Here is a 12,894-nt window from a genome sequence, read left to right as displayed (position 1 = left end):
TGGAAGTGCCAGGTGGCGTTCCCGTTCCTGTCCGGTCTGCGTAGGGTGACCGGCTGTGAGCGGAACCCTCTCGCCCGCGACGGGACTGGATCGCGGACGGCGGCCTCGCCGGATCACCGTGCTGCTGCCGGTGCTCGGGCTGATCGTGGTGGCCCTGTGCGGCCTGTTCCTGTTCGGCCTGGCCACGGCGCGGGTCGGCCCGCTCGCCGTCACGATCGGGGTGCTGGCGGCGCTCGTGCCGGTCGCCGGGGTGGTGGCCGGCTTCCTGTGGGTCGACCGCTGGGAGCCGGAGCCCGCGAAGTTCCTGCTGCTCGCCTTCGCGTGGGGCGCCTGCATCGCGACGATCACCGCGCTGCTCATCAACACCACCGCCGAGGCGGTCGGTGACGAACTCCTCGGCACCGGCAACGGCAACACGATCGCCGCGCTGGTGTCCGCCCCGGTCGTCGAGGAGGCCGCGAAGGCGCTGTTCGTGGTGCTCATCCTGTGGCGCCGGTCCAGCGAGTTCGACGGCGTCGTGGACGGCGTCGTCTACGCCGGGTTCAGCGCCGCCGGGTTCGCCTTCACCGAGAACATCTACTACTTCGGCCGCGCGTTCGCCGACTACGGCTTCGGCGACGGGCACAGCCAGGGCGTCATCACCGCGTTCTTCCTGCGTGGCGTGCTCGCGCCGTTCACGCACCCGCTGTTCGCGGTGCTCACCGGTATCGGGATCGGCATCGCGGCGCGGACGACGACCAAGGCGCTGAAGGTCATCGCGCCGCTGGCCGGCTACCTGGCCGCGGTCTGCCTGCACGCGCTGTGGAACAGCGCCGCGCTGCTCGGCGGGTCGAAGTTCCTCACCGTGTACTTCCTGATCATGCTGCCGCTGTTCCTCGGCGTCGTGTACCTGGTCATCCTGCAGCGGAAGCGGGAGCAGCGGATCATCGCCGCGGCGCTGCCGCACATGGCGGCGGCGCGCTGGATCGCGCCGTCGGAGGTCGACCTGCTGGCCAGCCTGCCGGGCCGCCGCGCGTGGCGCCGGCAGGCGAAACGGCAGTCGGGCAAGCAGGCCGCGAAGGCCGTCGCCGTCTACCAGGCGAGTGTGACGGAGCTCGCGTTCCTCGACCGGCACCAGCTCACCAGCGACGCCGACCGGCAGCGCCAGCAGGAGCTGCTGCGCACGTTGAAGGCCGCCCGGGCGGAGGCGACGCGCCTCGCCGACGAGGCCGCCCGCGGGTGACCCGGTCCGGGTGAAGCTGGTCACCCGGGCTGAACGGCGCGCGCTCGATCGAGTTAGTCTCGCGCCGTCGTCCGGTACCCGGAGCGGGACTGGAACGAGAGCAGAGGGAGTCTGCCAACCATGAGCGTCCACAGGCGCACGCCATGATGAGGCCCGCCCGCCTCGCGGTCGGCGTCGTTTCCGCCGGCCGGGTGGGCAGCGTGCTCGGTGCCGCGCTGGCCCGGGCCGGGCACACGGTGGTCGCCGCGTCGGGCCTGTCCGGGGCGTCGCTGGCCCGTGCCGAACGCCTCCTCCCGGACGTGCCCCTCCTGCCGCCCGACGAGACCGTGAGCCGGGCCGATCTGGTGCTGCTCGCCCTCCCCGACGACGCGCTGGCCGGGATGGTCCGCGGGCTCGTCGCCACCGGGTCGGTGCGGGCCGGGCAGATCGTCGTGCACACCTCCGGCGCGCACGGCATCGACGTGCTCGCGCCGGTGGCCGAGGCGGGGGCGCTGCCGCTCGCGCTGCACCCCGTGATGACCTTCACCGGCCGCGAAGAGGACCTCGAGCGGCTGGCGGCGTGCAGCATCGGCGTCACGGCGGCGGCGGACGACGAGGCGGCCTGGCACGTCGGCGAAGCGCTCACCGTCGAGATGGGCGCGGAGCCGGTGCGGATCCCCGACTCGGCGCGAGCGCTCTACCACGCTGCGTTGACCCACGGCGCGAACCACCTGATGACGCTGGTCGCCGACTGCGCGGAAGTCTTGCGGGAGGCGGGAATCGAGCAGCCGGAGCGCCTGGTCGCGCCGCTGCTTTCGGCGGCGTTGGATAATGTTCTCCGGCACGGCGACCGCGCGCTGACCGGCCCGGTCGCCCGTGGCGATCTCGGCACCGTCCGCAAGCACCTCGCGGTGCTGGCGGACCGGGCGCCGGACGTGGCGCCGGCCTACCGGGCGCTGGCCAAGCGCACGGTGGCGCGTTCGACGGCTGCCGGGCTGCTGGACACCGCGGCCGCCAAAGACCTCACCGAACTCCTCGACGATCCCGCCGAAGGGCATCCAGACCAGTGACCACACCGAAATTCAGCCGCGGCACCCTGAACACGTTCTCCTCGCCGGAGCACGTGAGCCAGGTCAGCCGGGCGTTGCACGGCGTCGGCCGCAAGCTGGCGCTCGTGCCGACCATGGGCGCGCTGCACGCCGGCCACCGCGAACTCCTCCGCCGCGCCAAGCGGCTCCCGAACGCCGTCGTGGCCACCTCGATCTTCGTCAACCCGCTGCAGTTCGGCGCGGGCGAGGACTTCGAGGCGTACCCGCGGCCGCTGGAGGCCGACCTCGACATCCTGCGCGAAGACGGCATCGAAATCGCGTTCACGCCCAGCGCGGACGCGCTCTACGCCGACGGCGCCGTGGTGACGGTGCACCCGGGACCGCTCGGCGAGGAGCTCGAAGGCGCCGTCCGGCCGGGTCACTTCGCCGGCGTGCTGACCGTCGTGGCGAAACTGTTCAACCTGCTCCGTCCGGACTACGCCTTCTTCGGCGAAAAGGACTACCAGCAGCTGGTGCTGATCAAGCGGATGGTGCGGGACCTGAACATCGACACGCGCGTGATCGGCGTGCCGACCGTGCGGGAGCGCGACGGGCTGGCGCTGTCGTCGCGCAACGTCTACCTGACGCCTGAACAGCGCGAAGACGCCATCGTCCTGTCGGCCGCCCTCACCGCGGGGGCGTTCGTCGGCCGGGACGGTGCGGACGCGGTCCTCGAGACCGCGTGGAAGACCCTCGCCGCGCGGCCCGCGGTCGAGGTGGATTACCTGGAGTTGAGGGGAACCGACCTCGGGCCCGCGCCCGTCGATGGTGAAGCACGACTGTTGATCGCGGCTCGGGTGGGGAGTACCCGGCTGATCGACAACGTTCCGGTGCTGCTCGGCGCTGCCGTCGAGCACCCGGAGCGGCTGGACGCAGGGGAATAGGAGTCCACGATGTACCGCACGATGCTCAAGTCGAAGATCCACCGGGCCACCGTCACCCAGGCCGACCTGCACTACGTCGGCTCGGTGACGGTCGACGAGGACCTGATGGAGGCCGCGGACCTGCTGCCGGGGGAACAGGTGTCCATTGTGGACGTCACCAACGGGGCGCGGCTGGAGACCTACGTCATCAAGGGCGAGCGCGGGAGCGGGGTGATCGGCATCAACGGCGCCGCGGCGCACCTGGTGCACCCGGGTGACCTGGTCATCCTCATCTCGTACGGCCAGATGGACGACGCCGAAGCGGCGACGTACCAGCCACGGGTGGTGTTCGTCGACGCGGACAACCGGATCGTCCACCGGCACACCGACCCCGGCCACGCGCCGGAGGGGTCCGGGCTGCTGTCCGGCACGGTGACCCTGCCGATGGACGAGGAAACCGCGGTGTTCCCGGTCGCCGAGACGGCGGACGCCCGCCGCCTCGACGCGCTGCTGCACGCGGAAAGCTGACCCGCTTGCTGCTCACCGTCGACGTCGGCAACACGAACATCGTCCTGGGGCTGTGGTCCGGCCGGACACTGGTCGGCGACTGGCGGATGCGCACGGACGCGCGCATGACGGCCGACGAGCTGGCGTTGACGGTGCGCGGTCTGTTGGGCCCGCACGCGGATGCGGTGAGCGGCATCAGCGCGTTGTCGACGGTGCCGGCGGTGCTGCGCGAGCTTCGCGTGATGCTGTCGCGGTACTACGCCGCCGTTCCGAAAATCGTGGTGGAGCCAGGCGTGCGCACGGGCGTCGCCCTGCTCGTGGACAACCCGAAGGAGGTGGGCGCGGACCGGCTGGTGAACACGCTGGCCGCGCACCACCTGCACAGCACGGCGTGCGTGGTCGTCGACTTCGGCACATCGACGAACGTGGACGCGATCTCGGCCCGCGGCGAGTTCCTCGGCGGGGCGTTCGCCCCCGGCATCGAGATCTCGGTGGACGCGCTGGCGTTGCGCGCGGCGGCGCTGCGGAAGGTGGAGCTGGTGCCGCCGCGGTCGGTGATCGGCAAGAACACGGTGGAGTGCCTGCAGTCGGGGATTCTCTACGGGTTCGCGGGCCAGGTGGACGGCCTGGTCCGGCGGATCGTCCGCGAGCTGTCGCCGGGCGGGACGGAACCGGTGGCGGTGCTCGCGACCGGTGGGCTGGCGCCGCTGGTGATCGGCGAATCGGAGACGATCACCGACCACGTACCGGACCTGACGCTGCTCGGCCTGCGGCTGGTCTACGAACGCAATATCCGCTGAGGCCACAGCGCCGGCCAGGGTCGCGAATGACTCATTCGGGACGTGCGAGGTCCCCAATGACTCATCCGCGACCCTCGGAACCCCGCGGCGCTCGCGCGGCGGTGCTGCCCCCTCCACCTCGATCGAGGTCAATCACCGGCGCCGGGCGCGGAACGCCCACGTGCGGAGCGGCAAATCGAACTCGCCGGACGCGGTGTGCGGATTCGACGACAGGAACCGGCGGATCTCCGCCAGCCCGGCCGCCCGGTCCGCCGGATCCGCGACGATCATGTGCGAATGCGTGGCGATCGTTTCAGCGAGGCTTTCCGCGGTGCGCCGTTGCGTATGGTGAAACGTGGCCTTTTCGAACGGCTCGAACCCGGGATGCGTCGCCGGCTCGCGGTCGCTGTCGATCCAGGCGCTGCTCACCCCGGTCCGGCCGAGTTTCCCGAACTCGGCGACCCACGGCACCGATTCGTCTTCGTAGTTCCACATCGGCACGAGGACCCCACCGGGACGCAGCACGCGGCCGATCTCGGTCATCGCCGCGGGCTCGTCGAACCAATGGAATGCCTGACCGGCGAAAACCGCGTCGACCTCGGCGTCCGGCAGCGGGATCCGTTCCGCCCGCCCGGCCAGCGACGTCGCCGGCGGCACGCGCCGCTCGAGTTCCGCGCGCATTTCCGGATCGGGTTCGACCGCGACGACGTCGAGCCCGAGCGCGGCGAGACCGAGGGTGAGTTTGCCGGTCCCGGCGCCGAGATCGAGCACCCGGCGCGGTGTTCCGTCCGCTCCGGAAAGGCCCCACTCGATCGCCTCCCGCGGGTAATCGGGCCGGTGCTGGGCGTACTCGGCCGCGCGGCTGCCGAAGGAACTCGCCCGCCGCGCCCTTGTGGGGTCGCTCACGAGTTCCAGGTTAATCGACGGAAAGGAAAGGTAATCCGGTTGGCGTAGCGTCCGGCGGGGTTCGTACCCTATGGCCATGACCGAAAACCCCGCTTCCACCAGCGAGCCCGCCGAAGACGAACTGCCCGAGCAGATGCGGGTGCGCCGGGAGAAGCGCGACCGGATCCTCGCGGAGGGTATCGATCCTTACCCGGTCGAGGTACCCCGGACGCACTCGCTCGCCGAAGTGCGCGCCGCGCATTCCGGGTTGCCCGCCGACACCGCCACCGGCGAGCAGGTCGGCGTCACCGGCCGGGTGATGTTCCTGCGCAATACGGGCAAACTGTGCTTCGCGAGCCTCCGCGAGGGCGACGGCACCGAGCTGCAGGCGATGATCAGCCTGGCGAAGGTCGGCGAAGACGCGCTGGCGGCGTGGAAGTCCGACGTCGACCTCGGCGACCACGTGTTCGTGCAGGGTGAGGTCATCACCTCCAAGCGCGGCGAGCTTTCGGTGATGGCCGACGCCTGGCGCATCACCTCGAAGGCGCTGCGCCCGCTGCCGAACGCGTTCAAGGAGCTGGCCGAGGAGACGCGGGTCCGCCAGCGCTACGTCGACCTCATCATGCGCCCGCGCGCGCGGGACGTCGTGCGCACGCGCGCCGGCGTGGTCCGGTCGCTGCGGGAGTCGTTCCACCGCCGCGGGTTCACCGAGGTCGAGACGCCGATGCTGCAGACGCTGCACGGGGGCGCCTCCGCCCGCCCCTTCGTCACGCGTTCCAATGCGTTCGACATGGACCTCTTCCTGCGGATCGCGCCGGAGCTCTACCTCAAGCGCTGCGTCGTCGGCGGCATCGAGAAGGTCTTCGAGATCAACCGCAACTTCCGGAACGAGGGCAGCGACTCGTCGCACTCGCCGGAGTTCGCGATGCTCGAGTACTACGAGGCATACGCCACATACGACACGAATGCGGTGATGACGCGGCAGCTGATCCAGGAGGCCGCGCAGTCGGTGCTGGACACGTTGGTCGTCACCCTGCCCGACGGTTCGGAGTACGACCTGTCCGGCGAATGGACCACACTCGGAATGTACGAGTCGTTGTCCGATTCCCTCGGCGAAGAGGTGACGCCGGAGACGCCTGCCGCCAAACTCCTCGGATTCGCGCAGGCCAGGGGCCTGGAACTGGATCCGAAGCTCGGGCACGGGAAGCTCGTCGAGGAACTGTGGGAACACCTCGTCGGAGATCACCTGCACGCACCGACGTTTGTCCGTGATTTTCCGCTGGAGACGTCGCCATTGACCCGCCAGCACCGCTCGCGGCCGGGTGTCGCCGAGAAGTGGGACCTCTACGTGCGCGGATTCGAACTCGCCACCGGATACTCCGAGCTGGTCGATCCGGTCGTCGAACGGGAACGGCTCACCGAACAGTCCCTGCTGGCCGCGCAGGGCGATAGCGAAGCCATGCGGCTGGACGAGGATTTCCTGCGTGCCCTGGAGTACGGAATGCCGCCGAGCGGCGGCGTCGGAATGGGGATCGACCGGCTGCTCATGGCGCTGACCGGTCTCGGTATCCGGGAGACGATCCTCTTCCCGCTGGTGCGTCCCGAATAACCCGGCCGTGTGAGGATAGCCGCCGGTTATGGCAATGAGATTTGCGCTGCCCTCCCGAAGCGGGTACTAATGTTCTAGACAAAGTCTTCTGTCCCGGGGCTCGCCCCGTAACCAGATCATTGAGTAAGCCCCGCAGGAGGAATCGGATGGCACAGAAGGTGCTCGTCTCGCTGGTCGACGACCTCGACGGCAGTGAGGCGGAAGAGACCGTCGAGTTCGGTTTGGACGGAGTCAGCTACCAGATCGACCTCTCCTCGGAAAACGCGGAGGAGCTCCGGGACGCCCTCGCCCAGTATGTCGAGCACGCGCGTCGTGCGGGCGGCCGCAAGCGCGCTTCGGTGCGCCCGGTCGCGGGTAAGGGTTCCGCTCGCCCGGCGGCCGTGGACCGTGAGCAGAACCAGGCCATTCGGTCTTGGGCGCGCAAGAACGGTTACGCGGTGTCCGACCGCGGCCGGATCCCCTCCGAGGTCGTCGAGGCCTACCACAAGAAGAACTGAATATTGTTCACGGCTGTCCCGGCAGGTCGCTGACCAGCGATGACCTTCCGGGGCGGCAGGGCGGGGTTTCCAGCGGTGGCCGCCGGGCGAATTCGCCCGGCGGCTTTCTTCATGTCCGATCACTGTCCGGTTCGCGTTCGGGCACCGCACGGGCCGTTCGGGCGTACTCGGCGGGCGACTGACCGGTCACGGTCCGGAAATCGCGGATGAAGTGCGACTGGTCGCTATAGCCCAGCCGAACCGCCAGACCGGCGTAATCCACCCGCCCTTCCGCGGCGAGCTGCTGCGCGGCGTCGTTGAGGCGGTATATCCGGATCGCCCACTTGGGCGCGCAGCCGACGTGTTCGGCGAACAACCGCTGGACAGACCGGGTGGTTAGTCCAGTATCCGCGCAGAGTTGCGCCACCCGGGTAATTCCCGGATCACGTGCGATTGATTCCACGGCCTCCGCCGCCTGCCGCGCGGCCGGCGAGAGCGTCACGGGATTTGCCAACAGCAAGTTGTCGATCGAACTGACCATTTGCGCGTCACTCGCCGCCTCGCGCACCGATTCCGCGGCCTGAAGCGCCCCCGGCCCGAAAACGTCCGTGAGCGGGACAGCCCGGTCGGCGATGTCACGCACGGGCCGGCGGAGGAACGCGCGGAAGCAGCCGGGCCGGAAACGCACGCCCAAGCCCTGGACCCGGCCTTCGAGGCGGTACGAAAAGAGGTCGCGGCCGGGGCCGTGGACACCGGAAGCGCCGGGGAAGAAGGTCACGTTGACCGCGAGGTTCGGCAGCACCCGCTGTTCGTGGGGTGGTTTGCCGCGCAGGTCCCAGCGCAGGACCCAGTGGTAGTCGACGAAGTCCGCCAGCCCGGGCGCGGGCGGGTGCCTGGTCAGCGTGAACATCGTGCGCGCGGTGGCCTCGGCCACGATGCCGCGCGGGATCCGGTGCGCCACGGGCCCACGGTAGCTGTCGCGTTCGTTCAAGACGGCTTGCCTTCCCGCGGGCTTGGATCGCCGCATGAACGCCGAGTTGCTGCGCCCCGCCGCGGCCGGATTCCTCCGGATCGCGGACGCCCTGGACGACCTGACGTTGCCCACGCCGTGCGCCGGCTACGACGTCCGAGGGCTGGTGAACCACCTCCTGTACTGGGGCCCGTGGCTCGTCGCCGCCGGCCGGCGCGAGGAACCGCCGTCACCGGGGGTTTCCGAAGCCGAGGCGACGCTGGTCGGGGATGACTGGCGTTCGGCGCTGGAGAAGCAGACGTCGACGCTCGTGGACGTCTTCGGGGCGGCTTCTGCCTGGACGGGGATGACGGCGCTGGGGACGGCTTCCCTGCCGGCCTCGGTGGTCGGTGACATGGTGCTGGGTGAGTTCGTTCTGCACGGGTGGGACTTGGCGCGGGCTTCCGGGCAGGAGCTGCGGTGTGCGCCTGAGGTGGCTGTGGCGGTGTATGAGTCCGCCGTGGCCATGGGTGAGCAGGCTCGTTCGATGGGTGTCTATGGGCCTGCTGTCGAGGTGGCTGGTGATGCGTCGCCGCTGGAGCGGGCGTTGGGGGCTTCCGGGCGGGATCCGGCCTGGACCCGCTGACCCGTCCGGATCAGCGCGAGCAGGTACGCGGGCAGCCGTCGCACTCCGCGGCTGCCGGAAGCAGATACGAAAAGCAGCAGCTCTCGCGCCGCCGCGTCCACTCGCGGTGGCCGTCCGGGCCCTCCACCAGGCGCAACGCCGATGCCGACGTCAAGGGCGGGTAGTGCGCGTCGAGAACCAGTGCCGCGTCCGCGACCCCCGCGCCCTCCGCTTCCGGCGTTCCGCCCTGCCGCCCCGCCCACCACAGCGAGTTCTCCAGCGCGTCCGTCGCCGCTGCCCACAGCGTCCGGCGGCCCAGCCTGCTGATCGGGGCGTAGGCCCGGACGAACTGGGCCGCGTGGGCCAGGTAGCGGGCTCGCAGCACCGCCGCCAGGGCTCGCTCGTCGCGGACCATCGTGGCCTCCGGGCGGGCCGAGCCCGGGTCCGTCGGCAGGCAGTGGAACGCGTCACCCAGCACCGCCATCCCGTCCGGGTGGGGGCGGTCGTCCGACAGCCTGAACGCCAGCTCCGCCGGCTTCAGCGAGGGCACCCGGCGCTCGTGGTGCAGCAACAGGGCACCGATGTACGCCGGGACGTGCAGGTACCACGTCATCACCCAGCTGGCCGTCGTACGGTCCGGGGCCGACGAGTGCTCCCGCAGCAGCCAGTCGCCCAGCAAGCCGCGCCACTCGTCGAAGTTCGCGGGCGTCTCCAGCAGCTCCGAACAGCGGATCCAGCCCGCCGGGACGTCCTGCCGCAGCTCACTGCGGTCCTGGAGGCCCGAAACCCGCCGCAACGACGACGCGAGGCCGTCGCCGACCTCGCGTGCGTCACGGAAGGACCGCTGCTGGTTCAACCGCGGCCCTCCTTTGAGCGCCATAGGGATTAGGCGTGCCTAACCTTACACGCAACCCGGCGCTGCGCCAATCGAGTGGGTACTCCCGGGTTGCGGACTGTTCGCGGTGAGCGGACACCGCGCGGATGGCGGAATCCGTATGGCCGCCCGCACGTTGGTCTTGACGTAAAGGTGCAGGGCAACCTGATGATGGAAGCACCCGGAAGACGCCACGTCCGGGTGCGGAAAAGACCACTGAGAGCCGTAGTGGTACGCCAGCGCGACGACTTGGCTACTAGAGTGGTCTCACGGTGCTGAATCCATCGCGGTGAAAGCACGATGGAAACGGGCCGCCGGCGCAGCAGTCGAGGGAGTGCACATGTTTGAGAGGTTCACCGACCGCGCGAGGCGGGTGGTCGTCCTGGCTCAAGAAGAGGCCAGGATGCTCAACCACAACTACATCGGCACCGAGCACATCCTCCTGGGTCTGATCCACGAGGGTGAGGGTGTCGCCGCCAAGGCGCTGGAGTCGCTGGGCATCGCCCTGGAGGGCGTGCGCCAGCAGGTCGAGGAGATCATCGGCCAGGGCCAGCAGGCGCCGAGCGGGCACATCCCGTTCACGCCGCGCGCCAAGAAGGTGCTGGAGCTGTCGCTTCGCGAAGCGCTGCAGCTCGGCCACAACTACATCGGCACCGAGCACATCCTGCTCGGCCTGATCCGCGAGGGCGAAGGCGTCGCCGCGCAGGTCCTGGTCAAGCTGGGAGCGGACCTCAACCGGGTCCGCCAGCAGGTGCTGCAGCTGCTCTCGGGCTACCAGGGCGGCAAGGAGTCCACCGAAACCGGTTCCGGCCGCGGTGAGGGCACCCCGTCGTCGTCGCTGGTGCTGGACCAGTTCGGCCGCAACATGACCGTGCTCGCCCGCGAGGGCAAGCTCGACCCGGTCATCGGGCGCGGCAAGGAGATCGAGCGGGTCATGCAGGTGCTGTCCCGCCGGACCAAGAACAACCCGGTGCTCATCGGCGAGCCGGGCGTCGGCAAAACCGCCGTCGTCGAGGGCCTCGCGCAGAGCATCGTCAAGGGCGAGGTGCCCGAGACGCTCAAGGACAAGCAGCTCTACACGCTGGACCTGGGCTCCCTGGTCGCCGGCTCCCGCTACCGCGGTGACTTCGAAGAGCGCCTGAAGAAGGTGCTCAAGGAGATCAAGACCCGCGGCGACATCATCCTGTTCATCGACGAGCTGCACACGCTGGTCGGGGCGGGTGCCGCCGAGGGCGCGATCGACGCCGCTTCGATCCTGAAGCCGATGCTCGCCCGCGGTGAGCTGCAGACGATCGGCGCGACCACGCTCGAGGAGTACCGCAAGTACATCGAGAAGGACGCCGCCCTCGAGCGCCGGTTCCAGCCGATCCAGGTCGGCGAGCCGTCGCTGGAGCACACCATCGAGATCCTCAAGGGCCTGCGCGACCGGTACGAGGCGCACCACCGCGTCTCGATCACCGACTCGGCGCTGGTCGCCGCCGCGACCCTGGCGGACCGGTACATCAACGACCGGTTCCTCCCGGACAAGGCGATCGACCTGATCGACGAGGCCGGCGCCCGGATGCGCATCCGCCGGATGACCGCGCCGCCGGACCTGCGCGAGTTCGACGAGAAGATCGCGAACGTCCGCCGCGACAAGGAGTCCGCGATCGACGCGCAGGACTTCGAGCGGGCCGCCCGCCTGCGTGACGAGGAGAAGACCCTCCTCGGCCAGAAGGGCGAGCGGGAGAAGCAGTGGAAGGACGGCGACCTCGACGTCGTCGCCGAGGTCGACGACGAGCAGATCGCGGAGGTGCTGGCCAACTGGACCGGCATCCCGGTGTTCAAGCTGACCGAGGAGGAGACCACCCGGCTGCTGCGCATGGAGGAGGAGCTCCACAAGCGCATCATCGGCCAGGAGGACGCGGTCAAGGCCGTCTCGCAGGCGATCCGCCGCACGCGTGCGGGCCTGAAGGACCCGAAGCGCCCGTCGGGCTCGTTCATCTTCGCCGGCCCGTCCGGTGTCGGTAAGACCGAGCTGTCGAAGGCACTGGCCTCGTTCCTGTTCGGCGAGGACGACGCGCTCATCCAGATCGACATGGGTGAGTTCCACGACCGCTACACCGCTTCGCGGCTCTTCGGTGCCCCTCCGGGCTACGTCGGCTACGAAGAGGGCGGCCAGCTGACCGAGAAGGTGCGGCGCAAGCCGTTCTCGGTGGTCCTGTTCGACGAGATCGAGAAGGCGCACCAGGAGATCTACAACACGCTCCTGCAGGTGCTGGAGGACGGCCGCCTGACCGACGGTCAGGGCCGCACGGTCGACTTCAAGAACACGGTCCTCATCTTCACGTCCAACCTGGGCACGTCGGACATCTCGAAGTCCGTCTCGCTCGGGTTCGCCGGGTCCAACGACACCGGCACCCGGTACGAGAAGATGAAGCAGAAGGTCAACGAGGAAATGAAGAAGCATTTCCGCCCGGAGTTCCTGAACCGGATCGATGACATCATCGTGTTCCACCAGCTGACGCAGGAACAGATCATCCAGATGGTCGACCTGATGATCGGCCGGGTCGAGACCCAGCTCAAGGCCAAGGACATGGAGCTGGAGCTGACGGCGAAGGCGAAGTCGCTGCTGGCCAAGCGCGGCTTCGACCCGGTGCTGGGCGCGCGGCCGCTGCGCCGCACGATCCAGCGCGAGATCGAGGACCAGCTGTCGGAGAAGATCCTCTTCGGCGAGGTCGAGCCGGGCCAGATCATCCTGGTCGACGTCGAAGGCTGGAGCGGCAACCCGGAGGACAAGGACGACCAGGCGCGGTTCACGTTCCGCGGCGAGCGCCGTCCGTCGTCCATCCCGGACGCCCCGCCGGTCAGCATCGGCGCGGGCCACGAGGAGCAGGGCGAAGCCGAAGGCGAGTGATCGTCGAGTAGTACGCCAGGAGGGCGGTTCCCCGAGAGGGGAGCCGCCCTTCTCGCTGTCCAGGCCCAAAGCGCCCCAATGTGGCGTTGGTTGCGTCCAGCGCACCCAATGTGGCGTTGGGGGGGGGGGGGGGCCCCAAAAA

The 12,894-nt window shown here is 69.6% G+C and carries 12 protein-coding genes; 9 read left to right on the top strand and 3 right to left on the bottom strand.

Annotated features, from left to right (window positions below; all coding sequences use genetic code 11):
* Window positions 1-118 precede the first annotated feature (118 nt).
* The 5 genes from AB0G28_RS26240 (at window position 119) to AB0G28_RS26220 (ending at window position 4,459) form a co-directional block, all read left to right on the top strand.
* A complete protein-coding gene (locus AB0G28_RS26240) occupies window positions 119-1,222 on the top strand; it encodes a PrsW family intramembrane metalloprotease (protein WP_361094443.1) in 1,104 nt (367 codons plus the stop codon).
* Window positions 1,223-1,365: 143 nt separating this feature from the next.
* Entirely contained in the window at window positions 1,366-2,271 is a 906-nt protein-coding gene (locus AB0G28_RS26235; RefSeq protein ID WP_361094159.1) for a DUF2520 domain-containing protein, read from the top strand.
* On the top strand, window positions 2,268-3,173 hold the full coding sequence (gene panC, locus AB0G28_RS26230; RefSeq protein WP_361094156.1) for a pantoate--beta-alanine ligase: 906 nt from the start codon (window positions 2,268-2,270) through the stop codon (window positions 3,171-3,173). The genes AB0G28_RS26235 and panC overlap by 4 nt, the downstream gene beginning before the upstream one ends.
* A 9-nt stretch (window positions 3,174-3,182) precedes the next feature.
* The gene (panD, locus tag AB0G28_RS26225) at window positions 3,183-3,680 is read left to right on the top strand and encodes an aspartate 1-decarboxylase (protein WP_361094153.1); all 498 of its coding nucleotides are present in this window, start codon (window positions 3,183-3,185) and stop codon (window positions 3,678-3,680) included.
* Between the two features lie 5 nt (window positions 3,681-3,685).
* Window positions 3,686-4,459 carry a type III pantothenate kinase gene (locus AB0G28_RS26220; RefSeq protein ID WP_361094150.1) on the top strand — a complete coding sequence of 258 codons (774 nt, stop codon included), beginning with the start codon at window positions 3,686-3,688 and terminating at the stop codon, window positions 4,457-4,459.
* 132 nt (window positions 4,460-4,591) lie between these two features.
* Here AB0G28_RS26220 and AB0G28_RS26215 read toward each other — a convergent pair whose 3' ends face one another.
* A complete protein-coding gene (locus AB0G28_RS26215) occupies window positions 4,592-5,344 on the bottom strand; it encodes a class I SAM-dependent methyltransferase (RefSeq protein WP_361094147.1) in 753 nt (250 codons plus the stop codon).
* Window positions 5,345-5,420: 76 nt separating this feature from the next.
* Here AB0G28_RS26215 and lysS point away from each other — a divergent pair, with 76 nt between their 5' ends.
* Both lysS and AB0G28_RS26205 read left to right on the top strand, forming a co-directional pair.
* A complete protein-coding gene (lysS, locus tag AB0G28_RS26210; RefSeq protein WP_361094144.1) occupies window positions 5,421-6,932 on the top strand; it encodes a lysine--tRNA ligase in 1,512 nt (503 codons plus the stop codon).
* 146 nt (window positions 6,933-7,078) lie between these two features.
* Window positions 7,079-7,429, top strand: coding sequence for an Lsr2 family protein (locus AB0G28_RS26205; RefSeq protein ID WP_020641935.1), 351 nt, complete (start codon window positions 7,079-7,081; stop codon window positions 7,427-7,429).
* A 109-nt stretch (window positions 7,430-7,538) separates the two neighbouring features.
* Here the strand turns inward: AB0G28_RS26205 and AB0G28_RS26200 are convergent, their stop codons facing one another.
* A complete protein-coding gene (locus AB0G28_RS26200) occupies window positions 7,539-8,399 on the bottom strand; it encodes a helix-turn-helix domain-containing protein (RefSeq protein ID WP_361094141.1) in 861 nt (286 codons plus the stop codon).
* 34 nt (window positions 8,400-8,433) lie between these two features.
* Here AB0G28_RS26200 and AB0G28_RS26195 point away from each other — a divergent pair, with 34 nt between their 5' ends.
* Window positions 8,434-9,003, top strand: a complete 570-nt coding sequence (locus tag AB0G28_RS26195) for a TIGR03086 family metal-binding protein (protein WP_361094138.1) — start codon at window positions 8,434-8,436, stop codon at window positions 9,001-9,003.
* Between the two features lie 10 nt (window positions 9,004-9,013).
* Here AB0G28_RS26195 and AB0G28_RS26190 read toward each other — a convergent pair whose 3' ends face one another.
* Window positions 9,014-9,838, bottom strand: coding sequence for a (2Fe-2S)-binding protein (locus AB0G28_RS26190; RefSeq protein ID WP_361094135.1), 825 nt, complete (start codon window positions 9,836-9,838; stop codon window positions 9,014-9,016).
* A 358-nt stretch (window positions 9,839-10,196) separates the two neighbouring features.
* Here AB0G28_RS26190 and AB0G28_RS26185 point away from each other — a divergent pair, with 358 nt between their 5' ends.
* Window positions 10,197-12,752: an ATP-dependent Clp protease ATP-binding subunit gene (locus tag AB0G28_RS26185; protein ID WP_361094132.1), complete on the top strand. Its 2,556-nt coding sequence runs from the start codon at window positions 10,197-10,199 to the stop codon at window positions 12,750-12,752.
* Window positions 12,753-12,894: the final 142 nt, after the last annotated feature.

It is taken from the genome of Amycolatopsis sp. NPDC021455 (assembly GCF_040640995.1).
Lineage (GTDB): Bacteria > Actinomycetota > Actinomycetes > Mycobacteriales > Pseudonocardiaceae > Amycolatopsis.
Note: the sequence above shows the minus strand (reverse complement) of the source record. Positions and strands in the feature narration are given on the sequence as shown.